This is a genomic window from Blautia caccae (assembly GCF_040095955.1).
Classification (GTDB): Bacteria; Bacillota; Clostridia; order Lachnospirales; family Lachnospiraceae; genus Blautia; species Blautia celeris.
Genome location: NZ_JBBMFP010000002.1, coordinates 107,366 through 128,569 on the forward strand (window position 1 = coordinate 107,366; position 21,204 = coordinate 128,569).

Below are 21,204 nucleotides of genomic sequence, written 5' to 3' on the forward strand. Positions count from 1 at the left end.
AGTTTGCAGGCAGAAGGGGTTTATGGTAAAATAATCCATTGAGGTGAAGAATTATGTTGCTTGAAAGTGGAATTTACAGACTGGTTTATGAATATTATGAAGCCAGGATCCTTTTTGGATATTATAGATACGGGGAGAGCCTGCCGTCCATCAACAGAATCTGTGATGTTTTCCAGATGGCTCCCGCGACGGTGAGAAACGCGCTCACTTTGCTTGAAAAGAAGGGATTGATCCGGGTAGATGCCAGAAAAACGGCGAAAGTCATTTACAGGACCACCCCGGAGGAGCTTAGGAAAAATGCGGTGAAGTATTTCGCTCCAAGGGAGGCAGGTATCCAGGAGCTGTGTGAATCAGGGAAACTCCTGTTAGAGCCTCTCTGGCAGGAGGGTGTCCGTAAATGCGGCGAAAAGGAGTGGCAGTGGTTTATGGATGCGCTTTCATCCCCCTTAAGCGGCGCGGTGTCCATGCCGGTGAAATTTTATTATCTGGTGCTTCACGGCATGGGCAATGGGATGGCCCTGAATTTCTACTGGGAGATCATTGGCTATGTACGATTCCCCTATCTGGTGAACCGGGAAGAAAAAGAAGCGGCGCGCTATACCGGTACGGAGAATAACAGGGAACAGGTGGTGACCTGGCTGCATGAACAGTACGCTGCGTTTTATTTTGACGCGGTGAAGGATATCAAGGCGTTTCTGCGGCAGCATGAAAAGGCGGTATTTCCGGAAGGGGCAGAGCAGGTCCCCTTTTATTGCAGTATCTACAGACAGCGGCCGCAGCTCTGCTATACCATGGTGTCTCTGGTGATCAGGGATATCAACCGGGGTGTGTATACTGCGGGGGATTATCTGCCGTCTCTGCCTAAGATGGCGGAGATATACGACGTATCTGTCAGCACGGTGCGCCGTACTTTAAGCCTTCTGAACAGTCTGGGACTGACAAAATCCTATCAGGGAAAAGGAACACAGATCTGCAAAATCGTACGGTCCATGGACTTTTCCAGACCGGAGATCAGGGAAAGTATGCGTCTGTATCTGGAAAGCCTGCAGATACTGGCTCTCACCATACGCCGAATCTCTTATTATACGCTGCAGCATACCAGCGAGGAGGACAGACGCTGGCTGGAGGAGGCGTTTGTCAAGATGCAGAGGAAGGGAAAGAGCTTTTATTCCTTTGAAACATGCCTGTTTTTCATTGAGGAAAAGTGTCCTCTCTCCATTGTGCGGGAGTGTTACGGGAAAATGAGAGAGATGCTTGCCTGGGGATATCCCTTCACCATGCTGAGGCTGCAGGAGCGTTCCCTGCATGAGGAATATGAAGAACGGATCCAGAGGGCTGCCGAAGAACTGGTCAGAAAGGATTATGAAGCGTTTTCCCTGGAATGGGAATCCCTTTTAAAGCATGAGGAGGAAATTATGCGTTTCAGGCTGGAAAGACACCTGACGGCAGAAAAAGAGGAATGATCCGGAATGGAAAGCAGAGGGCAGATGAAAGTTTTCATCTGCCCTCTGCTTTTGTATACAAAGATTCGGGAGCTTATGGTTCCGGCTGACAGATCAAAGTCTTAAGCAAAGTGCGGATATTCTGAAAGGAATCTTTTTTTACTTTTACGGAGATGGTGGCTTCTTTGATCAGTCTTGCCCTGGCAAGCAGTTCTTTTACTGCCGTATCCGTTGTCTGGTCAAGGCCGGCATTTTGATTGGCTTTGATAAAAGCCTCCGTATCACTGAGTTCTACGGGAGATTCAGCCACGGCGCCTGCAAACAGCCGTGTATCCCTTGTCTCCGGATGAAAGGCGCCCGCAAAATGGACAGTAGGAAAATCAACAGAGCCTCTTATGCTTATCTTTTCAAAGCTGCTTCGGTATCCCTTCCGGGGGAAGGGGAGAAAGAAACCTTCAAGAAGAAAATCCGGCCTTTCCGTGGTTCCGTTTCTGACGGTATGGTCATGAATGAAAGTCTCTATGGGAACCTGCTGTTTTTCCCCATTTTTAATCATCCGGGCCTGAGCCTCATAGAGGAGCAGAACAGGAGCCAGGTCCGAGTAATAAAGGGCGCGGCACACAGGCGAGTTGGGAATCTGGTGGCACAGGGTTCCCCCTGTCTTAAAGCATTTTTCTATGCTGCTTCTCCAGCAGGCAGACTGGTTAAAATAAAGACAGCGCCTGTCCTGAAGGATATTTCCCCCTATGGTTCCCATATTTCTTATCTGCGGGGATGCCGTGACGCTGAGAGCCCGGGCAAGAGCGGGATAGGTACCGCAGAGGGCAGCGTTTTCCAAAAGCCCGCTTATGGTGACGGCAGCACCCAGAAACCAGCCCTCGGATGTCTTCTGCACGGCACAGAGGTCCGGAATGTGGGTGATATCCATATAGCTTCCGGAGGGCTTTAAGTCATTTTTTACAAGCGGCATAAGATCGGTTCCGCCGGCAAGGATGACAGGGGATTCTGAAGAGAGGCAGGACAGCGCATCTTTCAATGTCTTCGGTTTATAATACATGGTCATCGCTCCTTACTTTTTGTTTGGTTTTATGAAAAAAAATTCAGACAGTGGTATTTTATTGATCTCTCTGCCGGATGCCTGGGATACGGCATCTGCGATGGCAGGTGCTACGGGTACGGTGGTCAGCTCGCCTACACTTTTGGCGCCGAGAGGGCCGGTGGGTTCAAAATTTTCTATATATTCTCCGTGGATTTCAGGCATATCGCATATGAGGGGGACCCGGTATGTCAATAGGTCTGAAGAGATCACCTTGCCTGCATGGCGGCTGTGTTCCAAAGCCTCTGTCAGAGCGTAGCCCACACCCTGTGCCACACCGCCCTCAATCTGGCCGATGACTGTGAGGGGATTAATGGGGGTGCCCACATCCACCACCTCGATCACGTGCCGCAGGATAATGCTGTTGGTCTTCTTTTCGTATTCCGCTTTTACCATACAGACAGCAAAGGGATTGGGACTTTCTTTTGCTTTATAGCTGGAGTTTCCGATGATCACGGCTCCTTTTATACCGAATACTACCTGATGGGCAGCCTCCTCTAAGGTCAGACACAGATTTTCGGAAGGAATATGGAATTTTTTATCCTCCCCGAACGTAATATCTGCGCTGTCATAACAGTCTGATAAAGCATCCGTCAGTTTTTGGATCACGTCCTGACAGGCCAGCACTACAGCATTTCCGCTTACATACGTCTGGGAACTGCCGAAGGTTCCTGTATCGTAAGAGGTAATGCCTGTATCAGCCGCTGTGATCTTAACATGGGAAAGGGGAATGCCCAGACACTCCGCGGCAATCTGGGAAAGCATGGTTTCACTGCCCTGTCCGATATCGGCAGAACCGGTTATCAGGCGGATGCCGCCGTCATCGCTTACCAGTATGACGGCAGAGCTCATACCCTCCTTGGAGGAGGGGCCGGAGCCATGGCAGGCAAAGGATACGCCCCATGCCTGCCGGATATCCTCATTATCTGCCAGACCTTCTTTTTCGTCGATCTCCCGCCGGATCTCCTGGCAGCGGCGGGCACATTTTTCAATGCCGCAGCTTGTGACAGCGGAGGCAGCGGCGGGGAACTTCTCACCGGTCTTGACGTGGTTGCGCAGCCGGAAATCCACAGGATCCAGGTGCAGCTTTCTGGCGATCCGGCTCATCATCAGCTCCCGCCCGAAGGTGAGCTGTGAATTGCCATACCCCCTAAAGGCGCCTGCAGTGGGGCCGTTGGTAGCTACAGTGTACCCGTTAAAGAGGTAGTTGGGAATCCTGTACTGGAATTTTCTGCTGGCTGCAGCCACAATAGTGGGAGTGTGGGTGGTGTAAGGGCCTGCGTTCAGATAAAACTCTGTCTGGAAAGCAGTCAAAATCCCTTGTTTTGTCACACCGAATTTTAAATGTGTCTGCATCTCGTGGCGGACAACAGAGGCGTACATCTCTTCCTCCCTGGTGTTAATGAGTTTTACCGGCCTTCGTATCTTTTTTGACAGCAGGGCAGCGGCTGGCTGGTTATGGAGCTGCTGCCTGGCGCCGAAGCCTCCGCCCATAACAGGCTTCACAATACGGATGTCATTTTCTTCCATCTGAAACAGTTCTGCCAGGATCCTGCGTTCCTGGTAAGGGGTCTGGGAGTTGCTCCAGATATTTAATGTCCTGCCGTCGGAAAAATCACAGATACAGGAGGTAGGTTCCATAGCCACATGCTGTGTGGCCGGAGTGTGGAAGTCATCCTCAAAAATATAGTCAGCCTCTTCAAAGCCTTTTTGGGTATCGCCCATACAGGCTTCTCTTACGGCCAGGATATTGTTTTTGGAGATATGAGGCTGGATGGGGGCAGCATCCTTCCTTAAAGCGTCCTTTATGGTATGTACGGAAGGCAGAATGGTGTAGCTGATCTGCACAGCTTTCGCTGCTTTTAAAAGCGCTTGGGGCGTACGGGCTGCAATCGCCAGGATACGGTCTCCTACACAGAGGGGATGCGTGGTGAGTACCTTCTCATCCTTCATAAGCAGCGGGGACGGAGGAGTTCCGGAGCAGTTATAAAAGGTATCGGGAACCTCCCACGGAAGAAGGGCCCCTATGTATCCTTCGGTTTTTTCCGCTTCCGTCAGATCAATGTGTGTTACCTGTGCGTGGGCGTGAGGGCTTCGGATGATCATGCCGTAAACCATTTTGGGCAGGGAAAGATCATCGGTATAAAGAGCTTTTCCGGTAACTTTTGCGGCAGATTCGTGTCTTGGGATTTTGTGTGCTGCGATTTTATATGGATTCATGGGATACCTCCTCTAATTTCCGGGCTGCATTTTTTACGGCTGCCTCAATTTTGGTATAGCCGGTGCATCTGCATATATTTCCGGAGAGCGCACTCCGAATCTGGGAAGTATCAGGGTTTGGAACCTGATCCAAAAGCGCTTTTGTGGACATGATCATGCCCGGTGTGCAGAATCCGCACTGTACAGCACCTTCCTCTATGTAAGCCTGCTGAATGGGATGAAGTTTTTCCGGTGATTCCAGGCCCTCAATGGTTTCAATTACCCCATTGTCTGCCTGCAGCGCCAGTATACAGCAGGAATTTACAGCCTTGTGGTTTAAAAGCACGGTACAGGCTCCGCACTGTTCGCAGCCGCATCCCTGTTTGGTGCCCGTAAGCCCTGCTTTTTCACGGATGACATCGAGAAGCGTGTCTTCCTCCGTGACGGAAAAAACCATGGTTTCCCGGTTGATGGTGAGAGTAATAGTAAAATAATTCATAGAACGGATACCTCCTGCTTTTTTATTTCTATTATGGAATATATTTGTTGAAGTTTTGTTAAAAAAGTGTTGTTGACTAATCGCCTCTGTCTGCCTATGATAAATAAAAGAAGTGTGCAAAACAAAAAGGGAGAGGATGGCATGGAGAAAGTAGAAGTTTTTCTTTTAGGACCCCCCAGAGTTTATATAAATAAGAAAAGATATTTGTTTCCTTATGGAAGAGCTGAGGGCATGTTTTATTATCTGGTCACCAAAGGGTATGAAAATAAGCAGATTTTGGAAGACATCTTTTGGGGAGACAAATATGACGAAGAAAAGGCCAACAGAAACTACAGAAATGCCCTTTATCATATCAGAAAAGCCTTTGGGAAGGATTTTCTGATCACAGACGGAAGGCAGCAGCTTAAGATCAACCCGGAGGCGGATCTGTGGATCGATCTGGAAGAGATGAAAGGGAATCTTGAAATCCTTTCCGGTAAGGAAAATTTCTGGTATTTGGATCATTTTGAAGTAAAAGAGAGCAGCCAGTTTGAAAGTTTTATACGTCAGAAAAGAGTTGAGACTGCAGAGAAAATTTATTCCCTGGCAGAAGAGGAATTGGGCGGAGAGAAATGCAGATTGGATTTGTGTGAGGAGATATGCAAAAATCTCATTTCCATGGATGAGTTCTGCGAAAAATACTATCAGCTTCTCATGAGATTATACGAAAAAGAAGGCCAGGAAAACCGTGCGGAAATGGTTTACCGGGAGCTTAAGTATATATTGGAACAGGAGCTGGATGAGGTGCCCGGAGAGGAGATAACAAGGCTGTGGCAGAAAATCAGCAGCGCAAAAGAGAGGAAAAGTGTACCCGAGGGAGAAAAGCCGAGGTTATACAAGCAGGAAATCCAGTCAGAAATATGTGAAACCCTGCTTAAATGGATATCCATGTTCTGTGACAGGGCGGAATACAGAAAATTAAAATATTTTTCCAATATTGAGGAAGACCTGTTTGTGGAGGGAATCGAATCTCTTGTCCGCCGGGGTATCATTCAGGAGGAGGAGGAGTCCGGCAGAATTTATTATTCCTTTCCGCTTGAGGAGGAGAGGAAAAGGGTATATGAAAGCCTCAGCCTGACAAAGAGAAAGAGTCTCCACAGACTCATGGCGAAGAGGTTTGAAAAGCAGTTTTTTCTGGGGAAAAATGAGGATATTCTGCCTAAGATCAGCTACCACTATTTTAAGAGCCAGGACAGAGAAAAATCAGATTTTTACCTGAAAGAATATCTGAGCAGATATCTGACGATCGCCCACCAGTATTTTCCGGTGCTGCACAATTATGATGTGATGTATAATACGGAAACCTACCTCAATAATAAAAAGCAGATTGCATTCATCTATGAACAGATGGAAAAATATGTGGAAGCATATAAAGAGTCTGTCAACCCGGAGAGCTTTGAAAAGGACCGGCTGGAGCTTTATCTGACCATGTTGGTGCAGTCTTACGTGAAGATACCGGACTACGAAAGATCCTGGGAATACATCAGGCTGCTGGAGGAGCTGCAGGGCATAACAGAAGAGATTCTGAAGCAGAAGGCATTTATCTGTATGGATACTTACCAGGCAGACGAACTGCTTTGTCTGAGTCGTGAGGGTGTGAATCGGGCGGCTGATACATCTGCGGAACAGGGATTCTGGAAGCGGCTTTTGGGAATTGGCTATATCCTTAAAGGGGAAATGGAAAAAGGCCGTCAGGAGCTGCTTCAGGCAGCAGAGATATTCCTGAGTAAAGAGTGGGCAGAGGAATGGGGGGCCAATGCTGCGGTGGCATACAGCTGGCTTGGGGAGATCGGCAGGCTTACAAAGGATTATGACAGTGCCATGGAATACTATAGAAAATCTCTGGATATCAACGCCAATGTCCATAATATCAGCGGCAAGACCCTGCTCTACCTTCATATGGGGAAAGGACTGTTTGATACAGGAAATGACAAGATGGCGGAGCGGTATATAAAAGCCGCTGTGCAGAGCTTTGAACATCTCCACGTAATGTTTAAAAGAAGCAGTGCCTATTCCTATGAAGCGGTTCTGTTATTCAGAAAGGGAGACTTTGAGGGCGGGGCAGTGTACCTGGAAAAAGCCGGGCAGTCTGCTGTATACAGCAGGGACCCCTTTGAACGATGTCTCTACATCAGGATCATCAGTCTGATCACCAAGAGCAGCGCCTGTCCCTGCAGGTGCAGGAAGAGGCTGGAAGAAAACAGACAGGCATTTAGTGAAAAAGAAGAACAGGCAAAAATCCCATCCCTATGGGAAAGAAAATATCTTGACCAATTCTGCATTTTTTAAACAAAATTTAGATGAAAATATCTTATATTTTCAGAAAAACAGCACGGCAGTGCTGGCAGAATGGGAGAGAACACGATGGAGAAAATTATTTTGGATGGAAACAGCCTTACCTTGGACCAGATTTATGAGGTGGTATATGACGGGGCCTGTGTGGAAATCTCAGAGGAGGCTTTGAAACGGGCGGAAAAGGCAAAGCATGTCCTATACCGGATGGTGGACTCGGAAACGCCTGTTTACGGGACAAACAGAGGGGTAGGATGGAACAAGGACAGGAAAGTCTACAATGAGTATTTTGACCAGTATAATAAAAACCTTCTGCGTTCCCATTCTCTTTGCGTACCTCCGTATTGTACGGAGGAGGAAATACGGGCTGTCATGCTGATCCGCCTGAACACAGCTCTGTATGGCTGTGCAGGGCTTTCCACGGAGGTGCTGAAGCGCTACAGGGATTTCCTGAATAAGAGGATACATCCCCTGGTTCCCAGAAGGAGTTCTGTGGGGGAAGCTGACCTGGCGGTCAATGCCATGATCGGCATGTCCATGATCGGAGAAAATGATGTGCTCTATAAAGGCCGGCCCACAGACAGCCTGAAAGCCATGGAAACGGAGGGACTGAAGCCGCTGGTCCTCGGCCCGAAGGACGGTCTCGGAATCGTGTCCTCCAACTCTCAGGCGGCGGCCATGACAGCCCTTCTTCTGAAGGAGGTAAAAGAGCTGACAGCCAACTCCAATCTTATTTACTGTATTGGCCTGGAGGGATTGAACGGACAGATTCAGCAGCTTGACAAAAGTGTGACAGAGGCAAAGGGATTTCCGGAACAGACGGAATGCGCCCGGGAATGTCTGGCTATGCTGGAGGGCAGCTATCTCTTTGACGGCACAGAGGGCAAGGCTCTCCAGGACCCCTTAAGCTTCAGGGATTCGGCTTTTATAAACGGGTCCATACTGGAATGCATCAGACTGCTGGAGATGAGCCTTGAGCAGCATCTGAACCACTCGGATGACAATCCCTGTGTCCTTCCTGATGAGGGGCGGGTATCCGTGAGCTGTAATTTTGAGCCTCTGAATCTGGTGCTGAAGGCAGAGATGCTGAATATAGCCCTGAACCATATGTCAAAGGGTGCGTGCCACAGGATATTGAAGCTGGCTGACCCTGATTTTACAGGGCTTCCCCGGTTTTTATCTCCTGACGGGGGCAAGACGGTCATCGGATATTCCACGATCCAGAAGACGTTTACCTCTCTGGACACAGAGAACCGGTCTTTGGCAAATCCTTCTTCCATGGATTTCCTGGCATTGTCCGGGTATATTGAGGACCATGCTTCCAACGCGGTTCTGGCATTGGAAAAGTCCTTTCAGATCGTGGATAATCTGAGATATATTCTGGGAATGGAGCTGATGCACGCTGCCCAGGCTGTAGATCTCAGGAGAAATTATAAGCTGGGGAAATGTTCCGGAAAGGCATTCAGGGAGTACCGGAAGATCGTTCCGTTTCTGGATCGGGACAGGAAGCTGTCCGTGGATATTCAGAATTCTTACGAGGCGGTAAAAAATAATACACTGCTGAAGGCAGGAGGATGGCTATAGTCCTGTGAAGCGGCAGGGAAAACAGAAGGCAGGTGATGGATTCACCTGCCTTCTGCCTGTCTTAGATAACGTTGTATTCTTTCAGCAGATCTTCGATCACAGTGCCGGAGATCTTCCGCAGGGCTTTCTTTTCCACCAGCTTCATGATCCAGGGCACTTTCATCTCGATAGCTTTCTTACCGTCCAGCATTTTAGAAGTGGCATCCAGAAGCGCGCGTATATCATAGCAGGAGGCGTAGACTTCCGGAACACCCCGGTCCACATCCAGAAGAGTGTAGACCGCCTCCATGGCTGTCCGCACAGAGTATTCTGTGGTGAATACCGTATCTCTTACTGTATCCGCGAACTGGCCGATAAATGCGAAGTTCACACATCCTTCCGGTACTACCTTGGGTCTGTCACCTGCTGTTCTGGGCATGAAGAAGGCTGTGATATAGGGCATCATGCAGGGGATGCAGCGGGCGGAGTTAGCTGCCATATCCGGTATCTCCTCCACGGGAACGCCCAGATGGTACAGCCATTCCTCCGTGATCTCTCTTCCGGTACATTCCCGCATGGGCTTTTTCACATAATCCCCGGGAACATCCGTGAACAGGCCGTAGACCCAGACTACAAGCTGGTCTTTTGGCTGTTCTTTAAAATGGGGCTGGCGGTTCAGGGTATAGCTCATGAGCCAGGAGGAGTCCTTACAGGTCACAATGCCTCCGGTCACCACTTTGCCGCTGAAGGGGTCACGTTTGCAGACTTTTTGGATATAGGGCGGGATCCTGTCATCCAGTGTGGTGACTGTGGCGGATTCCCAGGTGGTTTTGTCTGTCTCGCTGCAGAACTTGTCGGGATTGCCGAAGGAGAGGTCCTGGGCCGCTATGTTCTTCCACAGTTCCCAGCATCCGCCGGGAGTGTCGTTTAACACAGGGGCATGGTCATCATCTCCCAGGCTGGAGTTCTCCGTGCAGCTTCCGTTGGTGACGAAGACCAGGTCGTCGTCCAGCAGGTCAATGCACTCCTCCTGCCCATTATGGATCATCAGAATTTTCCGGGCAGCCTTTTTCTCAGGAGTGATGTCAAAGATCACATTGGTCACTCTGGTGTCATACTGGAAGTGGACCCCGTGGGCTTCCAGATATTTTACCATGGGGAGGATCAGGGATTCATACTGGTTATACTTGGTAAACTTCAGGGCGGACAGGTCGGGAAGGCCGCCGATGTGATGGATGAAACGCTGGATATACAGCTTCATCTCCAGGGCGCTGTGCCAGTCCTCAAAGGCAAACATGGTTCTCCAGTAGAGCCAGAAGTTGGACTTGAAGAACTCCTCTGTAAAGACATCATTTATCTTTTTGTCGTACAGGTCTTCATCCTTTGTGAAGAAGAGCTGCATGATCTCCATGGCGGCTTTGTCACTGAGGGCGAATTTATTGTCTGTGTGGGCATCCTCACCTCTGTTCTCGGTGACACGCATGAGAGAGTAGTTTGGATCCTTTTTATTCAGCCAGTAGAATTCATCCAGCACAGACGCATCCTCTGTTTCCAGGGAAGGGATGGAGCGGAACAGGTCCCAGAGGCACTCAAAATGGTTTTCCATCTCACGGCCGCCCCGGATGATAAAACCTTTCTGGGCATCATGAATGCCGTCACAGGCGCCGCCGGGCAGGGACAACTCCTCCAGAATGTGGATGTGTTCCCCTTTCATCTGCCCGTCCCTCACCAGAAAGCAGGCGGCTGCCAGGGAAGCCAGTCCGGAACCGACCAGATATGCGGATTTACGGTCAACGCTCTCAGGCTTTACCGGGTGTGCGAATGCTTCATAATTTCCATTGCTGTAATACATATGAATACCTCCTTGTTTGATAGGAATCATTATTTGTTTTTTTATCTGTCTTTACTATAAACGGAGAGAGAAAAGAATGCTATAAACAGAAAATGCGCAGTGTCAAAAGTTTTGACACTGCGCATAAAGTGTATAAAAGATTAATGTTTTTTATCTGTCCGGAACCGTTCCAACGCCCCGGTGATGGTACCGTGGACTAAGAGGCTTAAGCGGTCGGTCATGGCCTCCGGCTTTTCCTTCATGCCGTTCTCGATCCATTCACAGACCAGACCCACAAAGGCGTATTTGTAAAAGTCCGCAATGAACTGTTTGTCCGCGTCCCGGACAGCCATATCCTCTGCTTTTTCCTCGATAACGCCCAGCAGGAGGCGGTACATCTGCTGAAAGAGAAAATGTTCCAGGTATTCCCGGCTGACAGAATGATATGTGTTCCTGACAAAATTCCGGTTGTTCAGTATATAGGAGAGGATTTGAAGAAAGCCTTCCTGCCAGGTGTCATATGTGGTCTTTTCCCCCAGCCGTTTTTCTGCCTCATTGATGTAGATCCATTCGATCAGGTCATAGATATCCTGAAAGTGGTAGTAAAAGGTCTGGCGGTTCACACCGCAGTCTTCCGAAATGTCCACCACGGTTATCTTTTCCAGGGGTTTTTGTTCCATCAGATGTTTCAGGGACTGGGCAAGGGCCCGCTTGGTAGTCTGCGACATATTCCGCTCCTTTCCTGCGTGTGTTTATCTTTCCAGAAGATATCTGTAAAATCCCGGGTAGGAGATATCCACACAGTCTGCCTGCAGGATCTCTGTCTCGCCCTTTGCCGCTATGCCGGCCACGGCAAAGGACATGGCGATCCGGTGGTCCAGATGGCTTTCAAGCACAGCTCCGTGAAGCGGCCGACCTCCCCGGATGATCATTCCGTCCTCTGTTCCTGTGACGTCAGCGCCCATTGCGCTTAGATGGTGTACCAGAATATCCAGACGGTTGGATTCCTTGACTTTCAGTTCCTGCGCGTCCCGGATGACGGTGCGGCCTTCCGCGAAGGCGGCCAGCACGGCAAGGACGGGAAGTTCATCGATAAGTGTGGGAATCTCAGCCCCCTCAATGACAGTACCTTTTAACGCGCTGTATCTGACCAGCAGATCTGCCACCGGCTCCCTGCCGTGTTCCCTCTTGTTCAGGATGGCAATGTCAGCGCCCATACGGCGGCATACGCCGAGGATGCCGTCTCTTGTGGGATTGATGCCCACATTTTTGATCAGCAGCTCGGAACCCGGCACCAAAAGGGCGGCAGCGATGAAATAAGCGGCGGAGGAGATGTCTCCCGGCACGGCAACGTCCTGTCCTGTAAGCTTCGGCTCCGGCTGTATGGTCACGGTGCAGTTCTCTGTTTTTATGTCCGCGCCGAAGCTTGCCAGCATACGCTCGGAATGGTCTCTGGAGACATAGGGTTCCGTGACGCTTGTCTCCTTATCCGCATACAGCCCTGCCAGAAGAACACAGGATTTTACCTGAGCCGAGGCCACAGGGGATTCGTAATGGATGCCCTGCAGCCGGCTGCCACGGATCGCAAGGGGAGCACAGCCGTTTTCCCGAAGACTTTTAACATCCGCGCCCATCATGGAGAGGGGAGTGATGATCCGTTTCATGGGGCGCCTGCAGATGGAGGCGTCTCCGGTCAGTGTGCTCTCAAAGGACTGTCCGGCCAGTATGCCGGAGATGAGTCTTGCCGTGGTTCCGCTGTTGCCCACGTCCAGAATATCTGTCGGCGCATGGAGGCCGTGGAGACCGTTTCCGTGCACCAGGATCTCTTCCGGGAATTCTTCAATGGAGATGCCCATTTTCCGGAAGCAGGCAATGGTGGAGAGGCAGTCCGCCCCTCTTAAAAAATTGGTGATCCTTGTGGTTCCCCGGGAGATGGCTCCCAGCATAACTGCGCGGTGGGAGATGGATTTATCTCCGGGTATGGTAACTTCGCCTTTTAAGGCTTCTGTCTTTCTGAATTTCATGGATGGCTCCTAACGTTCATATATGATGTAGTTCCGTTTTCCAAGCTGTTCTGCAGCTTCTTTCTGGGCGTCCTGATCATAGAAGTCGATCTTTAATACACCCTCGTCGAATTCACGGTTATGGATAATGCCGATATTTTTTATACTGATATTATTCATGGACAGGATGGTAGCGATGGTGGCAATGGCACCTGTCTCATCAATGATATCGCAGTAGAGGGCATACTCTTTCTTGATCGGGCCGCTGGAGGTGTCGCTTATGGAATCCCTGTACTCCCTGGAATCCTGAAACATCTGATACAGGCCTTCCCCGTCCCGCTGGTCCACCAGATATTTTGCCTGTACGATCAGGCGGATGAACTCATCCAGGACCTGGGAAATGTTATCCGGGTTTTCCATGCAGATCTGCTGCCACATATGGGGGGAGGAGGAAGCAATCCTGGTAATGTCCTTAAATCCCCCCGCGGCAATGGACTTCATATGTTCGGATGGGGAATCCAGTTTATTCACCAGATTCACAAGGGCAGCTGCCACCACATGAGGGAGATGGCTGACCGCGGCGGTAATGTAGTCATGCTCCTCCCAGGTCAGTATCATAGGCAGGGCGCCGATGGAAGTCACAAGCTCTGTGTAGACCCCTATCTTATCAAGCCCTACCTCCTCGGAAGGAGTAAGGATATAGTAAGCATTTTCAATCAGATGGTCTGTGGAGTGCTCATAGCCGGTCTTCTCGCTTCCCGCCATGGGGTGTCCGCCGATAAAATTGGGGGCCATGGAGAGCGCGGTGATCTCCTTATGTATCTCACCTTTCACACTTCCCACATCAGTCAGAATGCAGCCCGGCCTTATGATCTGCTTCAGCCAGGGGAGACATTCTATATTATAGTCCACGGTGGCGCATAGGAAAATGATATCACAGAGGGCGAATTTGGAATCATGCTCATCACAGGCAATATCCACAATACCGTCAAAGACGGCGTCCTCCAAAGTGTCCCTGGTCCGGTTGTAGGCCAGAATCTGGTATTCCGGATGAAATTTCCGGATGGCTTTGGCTATGGAACCGCCGATCAAACCGAGACCAATAAAGCCAATCGTAGTTGTTTCCATTGAAATATGCTCCTTCTTCTTATTGTGACAACAGAAAACCTGCAGCGAAGCTTCTGTCGTTAATAAACAGCGGGTTTTTGTGTCCGCCAAACAGTATTATTTTATGACAAGGAGCGCCAATTGTCAACGATTTTGCGCTTTAAAGCGTTGCACTGTAATTTTGACCAATAAAAGAGAAAAATTTCTTGTCTAATTTGAATAAAATACTTGAATTGTTGCTATCTTTTTAGTAAAATATATACATATCAAAAATTGGGAGGTATTACATATGGACGTTTTCAGAAGCGACAGAATAAGAAATGTGGTCCTGCTCGGTCATGGCGGTGCCGGAAAGACAAGTCTGGTGGAGGCAATGGCTTACTTGTCAGGTATTACGAACCGCTTGGGAAAGGTAACAGATGGTAACACGGTAAGTGATTATGATAAAGAGGAGATCAAAAGAAAATTCTCAATTTCGACATCTGTGGTTCCGATTCAATGGGGGAAAGTAAAGATCAATGTACTGGACACCCCGGGCTATTTCGACTTTGTAGGGGAAGTGGAGGAAGCAGTTGCAGCAGCCGATGCAGCGATCATTGTGGTTTCAGGTAAAGCAGGCGTACAGGTAGGGACACAGAAAGCCTGGGAGATGTGTGAAAAATACAATCTTCCCCGCATGTTCTTTGTAACAGAGATGGATGTGGACAATGTAAGCTACAGAAAAGTAGTGGAAAGCCTGACAGAACTGTACGGAAAGAAAATCGCGCCGATCCATATGCCGATCCGTGAGAATGAAGAATTCGTAGGCTATGTAAACATCGTGAAACAGGCCGGAAGAAGATACATCGACAGAGGCCAGAAAAAAGAATGTCCGGTTCCTGAGTATCTGCAGGATTATCTGGAGCAGTATCATGACACATTGATGGAATCCGTAGCGGAGATCAGTGAGGAATTCATGGACCGCTACTTTGCAGGGGAAGAATTCTCCGTGGCAGAGGTTTCCGCAGCCCTGAAGATGAATATTTCAGACGGCAGCATCATCCCGGTATGTATGGGCTCCACGGTGAACGTGCAGGGCGTTGCCAACCTGCTGGATGATATCTGCGGCTATTTCCCAAGTCCGGATCAGAAGACATGCGCAGGCATGAATGCCAAGACAAATGAGATTTACCAGGCGAACTATGACTTTGCAAAAGCAAAATCCGCATACGTGTTCAAGACCATTGTGGATCCGTTCCTGGGTAAATATTCCCTGGTCAAGGTCTGCTCCGGTGTTATCAAAGGCGATGACACCTTATACAATGCGACCAAGGATTCCGAAGAGAAATTAAATAAACTGTACGTGCTGGAAGGCTCCAAACCCATTGAGGTGCCGGAACTCCACGCAGGCGATATCGGTGCCATTGCCAAACTGAACACCGTAGCTACAGGAGATACCCTTTCCACAAAGAGCACACCCATCGTATTCGGCAAGACCGAGATTTCCGTTCCGTATACATACAAACGCTATAATACGGTGAACAAGGGCGATGATGACAAGGTTTCCCAGGCCCTCTCCAAGATGATGCAGGAAGATCTGACTCTGCGTGTGGAGAATGATTCCGCCAACCGCCAGACACTGATCTACGGGATCGGTGAGCAGCACCTTGACATTGTGGTGAGCAAACTGAAAGAGCGTTATAAAGTGGACATTGAACTTTCCAAACCGAGAGTTCCGTTCCGCGAGACAATCCGCAAAAAAGCCGATGTGGAAGCAAAATATAAGAAACAGTCCGGCGGACATGGTCAGTACGGTCACGTTAAGATGACATTCGAGCCTTCCGGTGATCTGGAGAAGCCTTATGTATTTGAGCAGATCGTAGTGGGCGGCGCAGTTCCCAAGAACTACTTCCCGGCAGTGGAGAAGGGTGTTCAGGACTCTGTGATAAAAGGACCTCTGGCTGCCTATCCGGTAGTGGGTGTGAAGGCTGTGCTCTATGATGGTTCCTATCATCCGGTAGACTCCTCTGAGATGGCGTTCAAGACAGCCGCTGTCCAGGCATTTAAGAAGGGCTTCATGGAAGCCTCACCGGTTCTGCTGGAGCCGATCGTATCCATGAAGGTAACCGTTCCGGATAAATACACCGGTGATGTTATGGGAGATCTGAACAAACGCCGCGGCCGTGTGCTGGGCATGAATCCTGATCCGGACCATAAGGGATGCACCGTGGTGGAGGCAGATGTGCCTATGCTTTCCATCTATGGATACTCCACAGACCTGCGCTCCATGACAGGCGGAAGCGGTAACTTCGCTTTTGAATTCTCACGCTATGAGCAGGCTCCTTCTGATATCCAGGAGAAAGAGATTGCAGCCCGCGCAAGTGCGGAAGAGAACGAATAATCTGATATTTTTGCCCCGGAAACTGAAAGATTCGGTTTTCCGGGGCTTTTTCATGAAAAAAACTTGTAACCCGCCTTTTCTCATGGTAAACTGTTCCCTAAGCTAAAGAAAGGATTTGATAAAAGTATGAAGAAAAAAATTGCGGCGGGTCTTGCTGTGGTAGTTCTGGCATTCCTCTATTACTATTTTACTCTGCCGGCCATCAACATTCACGAGAGTGGATTCTGGTTCTTCCTGGTCGCCATTGTAGTGGTGATACTGGCAGTATACGGAATCAGGAAACGCTTCCACAGTGTGGGGGACGTAAAAAAGAACAAGGTGATGAAGGGCGGACTGCTGGTGATCGGAGCGATCATTGTTGTGTACGCCATCGGAAGCCTGCTGTCATCCCCCATTATCAATGCCAACAAGTATCAGAAGATTGTTATCCCCGAAGAAAGAGATTTTACAGAAGATATTGAGGAAATCAGCTACAACCAGATTCCTCTTCTCGATAAAGATTCCGCAGGACTTCTGGGAAACAGAAAGATGGGAAGCATGGTGGATATGGTCTCCCAGTTTGAGGTCAGTGATATCTACTCACAGATCAATTACCAGGGACAGCCTTACCGGGTGACCCCTCTTGTCTACGCCAGCCCCATCAAATGGCTGACGAACCAGAAAGAGGGCATTCCGGCCTATATCCGAATCGATATGGCAACCCAGAATACAGAGCTTGTGAAACTGGATGAGGGTATCAAATATTCCGAGTCCGAATATTTCAACAGAAATATTTACAGGCATCTGCGGTTCAATTATCCCACATATATGTTTGACCAGCTCAGCTTTGAGATCAACGATGAGGGAGTTCCTTATTGGATCTGTCCGGTAAAGAAATTCAACATTGGCCTTTTCGGCGGACAGACCATCGGCAAGGTGGTCCTCTGTAATGCCATCACCGGAGAGACAACAGAATATAACATAAAAGACTGTCCCCAGTGGGTGGACCGTGCCTATCCGGCAGATCTTCTGATCCAGCTCTATAACTATCACGGAATGCTGAAAAACGGATTTTTCAACAGCGTTCTGGGACAGAAAGGCTGTCTCAAAACAACAGACGGCTATAATTATCTGGCGCTGGAGGACGACGTGTGGGTATACACAGGCATTACCTCTGTCAGCGGCGACCGCTCCAATGTGGGATTTGTGCTGATGAACCAGCGTACCATGGAGACCAGGTATTATTCCTGTGCCGGCGCGGAGGAGTATTCCGCTATGGAGTCCGCGGAAGGTCAGGTACAGAACTTAAAATATACGGCAGCCTTCCCGCTGCTTCTGAATATTTCCGGGGAGCCCACATATTTTATGGCTCTGAAAGACGGCGGAGGTCTGGTTAAGAAGTACGCAATGGTCAATATCCAGAAATACCAGAATGTAGCCATCGGAGATACCGTGGCAGAATGTGAGAAAGCCTATGTGAAGCTGCTGGCTGCCAACGGGATTTCCTCCGGCACCGAGACGCTCACTTCCCAGACCGTATCCGGTAAGATCAAGCGGGTGGCCCAGGCCGTCATGGATGGAAATTCCCACTTCTATGTGGTGCTGGAGAACAAGGATTTGGTGTTTGATTTTCCGGTTACAGAATATCCTGAAATCATAAAATATGACGTGGGAGATACCCTTACCATTGAATACACGGAAGGGGAGCCGGCCTGTACGGTGCTCTCACTGGAAGAATAGGATTTTTTTGGGAAGAAACAGCATAGAGTCTTGACAAAATCTGGCGATATCGGTAGAATAACAGATAGTCTATGACAAATAGCCAATATGAGAGAGACTTTGATGAGGAGTAGTAGAGAGTGTCCTTTATTCCAGAGAGCTGCCGGCTGGTGTGAGGCAGTATAGAGAAGCTTTTGAACTGGCCTCGGAGTTCCCGTGCTGAAAGTCGTCATGCAGGTAAGTGCGGGCGGGAGTTCCCGTTACAGAATCAAAATGAGTGCATCCGGTATTGCGGATGAATTAGAGTGGTACCACGGAAAAATAAGCCCTTTCGTCTCTAAAGTATAGTGACTAAAGGGCTTTTTCTATGCTTTGGCATAAAGCTTTAAGATGCCCGGGCGGGCATGAAAATGAAAACCAGGAGGAATGAAATTATGGCAGTACCTTATAATCATAAGGCGATTGAACAGAAATGGAGAAAAAACTGGGAAGAAAAACCAGTGAACGTAGATGACGGCCAGAAGCCAAAATACTACTGTCTGGACATGTTCCCGTATCCGTCTGGAAACGGTCTTCACGTAGGACATTGGAGAGGATATGTGATCTCTGATGTGTGGAGCCGCTATAAGATGATGCAGGGCTATTATCTGATTCATCCCATGGGATGGGACGCTTTCGGCCTTCCGGCTGAGAACTATGCCATCAAGATGGGAGTTCACCCGGCAAAATCTACAGCACAGAATGTGGCAAACATTAAAAAACAGATCAACGATATTGCAGCCATCTATGACTGGGACAGAGAAGTCAACACCACAGATCCGGGCTTCTACAAATGGACGCAGTGGATCTTTGTGAAAATGTTCAAAGAGGGTCTGGCATACGAGAAGGAGTTCCCCATCAACTGGTGTCCGTCCTGTAAGACAGGCCTTGCCAATGAGGAGGTTGTGAACGGCTGCTGCGAGCGCTGTGGTTCCACTGTGACCAAGAAGAACCTGCGCCAGTGGATGCTCCGCATCACAAAATATGCGGACCGTCTGTTAAGCGACCTGGATAAACTGGACTGGCCGGAAAAGGTGAAAAAGATGCAGTCTGACTGGATCGGAAAATCCTACGGAGCCGAGGTGGATTTCCCGGTGGACGGAAGAGACGAAAAGATCACTGTCTACACCACAAGACCGGATACCCTTCACGGCGCAACCTTCATGGTTCTGGCACCGGAGCACAAGCTGGCTGCTTCCCTGGCAACACCGGAGACAAAAGAGGCTGTGGAGAAATATATCTACGATGCTTCCATGAAATCCAATGTGGACCGTCTCCAGGACAAGGAGAAGACAGGTGTGTTCACAGGAACTTATGCAGTCAATCCGTTAAACGGCGCAAAGGTTCCCATCTGGCTGTCTGACTACGTACTGGCTGATTACGGAACAGGTGCCATCATGTGTGTACCCGCCCATGATGACCGTGACTTTGAGTTTGCCACAAAATTCAATATTCCGATCATCCAGGTTATCGCCAAGGACGGAAAAGAGATTGAAAATATGACAGAGGCCTACACAGAGGCCAGCGGCACCATGATCAATTCCGGCGAGTGGAACGGCATGGAGTCTTCTGTCCTTAAAAAAGAAGCGCCTGTCATGATAGAAAAAATGGGCATTGGCAAGAAAACCGTAAACTATAAGCTGCGTGACTGGGTATTCTCCCGCCAGCGCTATTGGGGTGAGCCGATTCCGATCATTCACTGCCCGCACTGCGGAAATGTTCCGGTACCGGAAGACCAGCTTCCGCTGACCCTGCCTGAGGTGGAATCCTATGAGCCTACAGGCACCGGCGAGTCACCGCTTGCAGCCATTGATGAGTGGGTGAACACCACCTGTCCTGTCTGCGGAGCTGCCGCAAAACGCGAGACCAACACCATGCCACAATGGGCAGGTTCCTCCTGGTATTTCCTGCGCTATGTGGACAACAAAAATGACGAGGCACTGGTTTCAAAAGAAAAAGCAGACAAATACCTGCCGGTAGATATGTATATCGGCGGAGTGGAGCATGCGGTTCTTCACCTTCTGTATTCCCGTTTCTATACCAAGTTCCTGTATGATATCGGAGCTATTGACTTTGACGAACCGTTCCAGAAACTGTTCAATCAGGGTATGATCACGGGTAAGAACGGCATTAAGATGAGTAAATCCAAAGGCAATGTGGTTTCCCCGGATGACCTGGTAAGAGACTACGGCTGTGATTCCCTGCGCCTCTACGAGCTGTTCGTAGGTCCGCCGGAACTGGATGCGGAGTGGGATGACAGAGGAATCGACGGCGTGTACCGTTTCCTGAACCGTTTCTGGAAGCTGGCTATGGACAGTCTGGAAGCAGGCGTATCCGAGACAAAAGATATGGTGAAGCTGCGCCACAAACTTGTCTTTGAGATCACACAGCGTCTGGAGAGCTTCAGCCTGAACACAGTAATCTCCGGTTTTATGGAATACAACAATAAACTCATTGAGCTTGCCAAGAAGACAGGCGGCATTGACAGGGAGACCATTGAGACCTTTGTAAAGCTTCTGGCTCCTTTCGCACCCCATCTGACAGAGGAAATCTGGGAGGCATACGGACATGAAGATTCTGTATTCCACGCAGAGTGGCCTAAGGCAGATGAGGAGGCTATGAAGGACGACGAGATCGAAGTGCCGGTACAGATCAACGGCAAGACAAGAGCTGTTATCAGCATCAGCGCGGAGGCATCTAAGGAGGAGGCCATCGCTGCCGGAAAAGAGGCTGTTGCCGATAAGCTGACGGGAACTATTGTAAAAGAGATCTATGTTCCGAAAAAAATAATCAACATTGTGCAGAAATAAGACGTTTTGTAATTTGGGACGGCCGGAAGTGATTTCGGTCCGTCCCCCTTTTATGTTTCAGTGTCCATGAAAAGGGGCTTACACCGAAACGTGACTGTGACAGATTTGACAGATAATAGCGCGGGCGGTAAGAAAAAAATCTGAGCCTGCGCTGTTTTTATATTTATATTGTGTTTTTTGCGACAATAAAGTATTATAGAAGTAGT

At 49.2% G+C, this 21,204-nt stretch carries 13 protein-coding genes and 1 other annotated feature; of the genes, 6 read left to right on the forward strand and 7 right to left on the reverse strand.

Translation table 11 applies throughout. The annotated features are described in order from the left end of the window. Positions 1 to 53: 53 nt before the first annotated feature. On the forward strand, positions 54 to 1,463 hold the full coding sequence (locus WMO65_RS02365; protein ID WP_103733209.1) for a GntR family transcriptional regulator: 1,410 nt from the start codon (positions 54 to 56) through the stop codon (positions 1,461 to 1,463). A gap of 73 nt (positions 1,464 to 1,536) precedes the next feature. On the opposite strand, the gene WMO65_RS02370 is transcribed toward WMO65_RS02365, so the two are convergent. The 3 genes from WMO65_RS02370 to WMO65_RS02380 are packed head-to-tail and all read right to left on the reverse strand — an operon-like array spanning position 1,537 to position 5,236. Next, the gene (locus WMO65_RS02370; protein ID WP_187370516.1) at positions 1,537 to 2,499 is read right to left on the reverse strand and encodes an FAD binding domain-containing protein; all 963 of its coding nucleotides are present in this window, start codon (positions 2,497 to 2,499) and stop codon (positions 1,537 to 1,539) included. 12 nt (positions 2,500 to 2,511) lie between these two features. Continuing rightward, positions 2,512 to 4,758, reverse strand: a complete 2,247-nt coding sequence (locus WMO65_RS02375) for a xanthine dehydrogenase family protein molybdopterin-binding subunit (protein ID WP_148391480.1) — start codon at positions 4,756 to 4,758, stop codon at positions 2,512 to 2,514. After that, positions 4,745 to 5,236: a (2Fe-2S)-binding protein gene (locus tag WMO65_RS02380; protein WP_103732039.1), complete on the reverse strand. Its 492-nt coding sequence runs from the start codon at positions 5,234 to 5,236 to the stop codon at positions 4,745 to 4,747. The genes WMO65_RS02375 and WMO65_RS02380 overlap by 14 nt, the downstream gene beginning before the upstream one ends. Before the next feature lie 141 nt (positions 5,237 to 5,377). Between WMO65_RS02380 and WMO65_RS02385 the strand changes: the two genes are divergently transcribed. Both WMO65_RS02385 and WMO65_RS02390 read left to right on the forward strand, forming a co-directional pair. Then, complete coding sequence (locus WMO65_RS02385) at positions 5,378 to 7,564, forward strand: BTAD domain-containing putative transcriptional regulator (RefSeq protein WP_187370515.1); 2,187 nt, start codon at positions 5,378 to 5,380, stop codon at positions 7,562 to 7,564. Between the two features lie 75 nt (positions 7,565 to 7,639). Then, a complete protein-coding gene (locus WMO65_RS02390) occupies positions 7,640 to 9,151 on the forward strand; it encodes an HAL/PAL/TAL family ammonia-lyase (protein ID WP_103732037.1) in 1,512 nt (503 codons plus the stop codon). A gap of 61 nt (positions 9,152 to 9,212) precedes the next feature. Here WMO65_RS02390 and WMO65_RS02395 read toward each other — a convergent pair whose 3' ends face one another. The 4 genes from WMO65_RS02395 to WMO65_RS02410 all read right to left on the reverse strand — a co-directional run bounded on the left by WMO65_RS02395 (position 9,213) and on the right by WMO65_RS02410 (position 14,092). Beyond that, the gene (locus WMO65_RS02395) at positions 9,213 to 10,982 is read right to left on the reverse strand and encodes an oleate hydratase (protein ID WP_148391478.1); all 1,770 of its coding nucleotides are present in this window, start codon (positions 10,980 to 10,982) and stop codon (positions 9,213 to 9,215) included. Positions 10,983 to 11,122: 140 nt separating this feature from the next. Beyond that, positions 11,123 to 11,689 (reverse strand): TetR/AcrR family transcriptional regulator, encoded by a 567-nt coding sequence (locus WMO65_RS02400; RefSeq protein WP_033140346.1) that lies wholly within the window; start codon positions 11,687 to 11,689, stop codon positions 11,123 to 11,125. A gap of 24 nt (positions 11,690 to 11,713) precedes the next feature. Next, complete coding sequence (gene aroA, locus WMO65_RS02405) at positions 11,714 to 12,985, reverse strand: 3-phosphoshikimate 1-carboxyvinyltransferase (protein ID WP_148391477.1); 1,272 nt, start codon at positions 12,983 to 12,985, stop codon at positions 11,714 to 11,716. 9 nt (positions 12,986 to 12,994) lie between these two features. Beyond that, a complete protein-coding gene (locus WMO65_RS02410) occupies positions 12,995 to 14,092 on the reverse strand; it encodes a prephenate dehydrogenase (RefSeq protein ID WP_033140344.1) in 1,098 nt (365 codons plus the stop codon). Positions 14,093 to 14,360: 268 nt separating this feature from the next. Between WMO65_RS02410 and WMO65_RS02415 the strand changes: the two genes are divergently transcribed. From WMO65_RS02415 to leuS, 3 genes are all read left to right on the forward strand, one after another. Further along, positions 14,361 to 16,451, forward strand: a complete 2,091-nt coding sequence (locus tag WMO65_RS02415) for an elongation factor G (RefSeq protein ID WP_033140343.1) — start codon at positions 14,361 to 14,363, stop codon at positions 16,449 to 16,451. A 126-nt stretch (positions 16,452 to 16,577) separates the two neighbouring features. Continuing rightward, positions 16,578 to 18,170, forward strand: a complete 1,593-nt coding sequence (locus WMO65_RS02420; RefSeq protein WP_033140342.1) for a hypothetical protein — start codon at positions 16,578 to 16,580, stop codon at positions 18,168 to 18,170. Positions 18,171 to 18,260: 90 nt separating this feature from the next. Further along, positions 18,261 to 18,491 (forward strand) — a binding site (T-box leader). 92 nt (positions 18,492 to 18,583) lie between these two features. Further along, positions 18,584 to 20,998 carry a leucine--tRNA ligase gene (gene leuS / locus WMO65_RS02425; protein WP_148391476.1) on the forward strand — a complete coding sequence of 805 codons (2,415 nt, stop codon included), beginning with the start codon at positions 18,584 to 18,586 and terminating at the stop codon, positions 20,996 to 20,998. Positions 20,999 to 21,204 lie beyond the last annotated feature (206 nt).

What these genes read in the sequence shown, in the direction of transcription:
- WMO65_RS02365 (WP_103733209.1), top strand. Translation starts at nt 54, where the DNA reads ATGTTGCTTGAAAGTGGAATTTACAGACTGGTTTATGAATATTATGAA.
- WMO65_RS02370 (WP_187370516.1), bottom strand. Translation starts at nt 2,499, where the DNA reads ATGTATTATAAACCGAAGACATTGAAAGATGCGCTGTCCTGCCTCTCT.
- WMO65_RS02375 (WP_148391480.1), bottom strand. Translation starts at nt 4,758, where the DNA reads ATGAATCCATATAAAATCGCAGCACACAAAATCCCAAGACACGAATCT.
- WMO65_RS02380 (WP_103732039.1), bottom strand. Translation starts at nt 5,236, where the DNA reads ATGAATTATTTTACTATTACTCTCACCATCAACCGGGAAACCATGGTT.
- WMO65_RS02385 (WP_187370515.1), top strand. Translation starts at nt 5,378, where the DNA reads ATGGAGAAAGTAGAAGTTTTTCTTTTAGGACCCCCCAGAGTTTATATA.
- WMO65_RS02390 (WP_103732037.1), top strand. Translation starts at nt 7,640, where the DNA reads ATGGAGAAAATTATTTTGGATGGAAACAGCCTTACCTTGGACCAGATT.
- WMO65_RS02395 (WP_148391478.1), bottom strand. Translation starts at nt 10,982, where the DNA reads ATGTATTACAGCAATGGAAATTATGAAGCATTCGCACACCCGGTAAAG.
- WMO65_RS02400 (WP_033140346.1), bottom strand. Translation starts at nt 11,689, where the DNA reads ATGTCGCAGACTACCAAGCGGGCCCTTGCCCAGTCCCTGAAACATCTG.
- aroA (WP_148391477.1), bottom strand. Translation starts at nt 12,985, where the DNA reads ATGAAATTCAGAAAGACAGAAGCCTTAAAAGGCGAAGTTACCATACCC.
- WMO65_RS02410 (WP_033140344.1), bottom strand. Translation starts at nt 14,092, where the DNA reads ATGGAAACAACTACGATTGGCTTTATTGGTCTCGGTTTGATCGGCGGT.
- WMO65_RS02415 (WP_033140343.1), top strand. Translation starts at nt 14,361, where the DNA reads ATGGACGTTTTCAGAAGCGACAGAATAAGAAATGTGGTCCTGCTCGGT.
- WMO65_RS02420 (WP_033140342.1), top strand. Translation starts at nt 16,578, where the DNA reads ATGAAGAAAAAAATTGCGGCGGGTCTTGCTGTGGTAGTTCTGGCATTC.
- leuS (WP_148391476.1), top strand. Translation starts at nt 18,584, where the DNA reads ATGGCAGTACCTTATAATCATAAGGCGATTGAACAGAAATGGAGAAAA.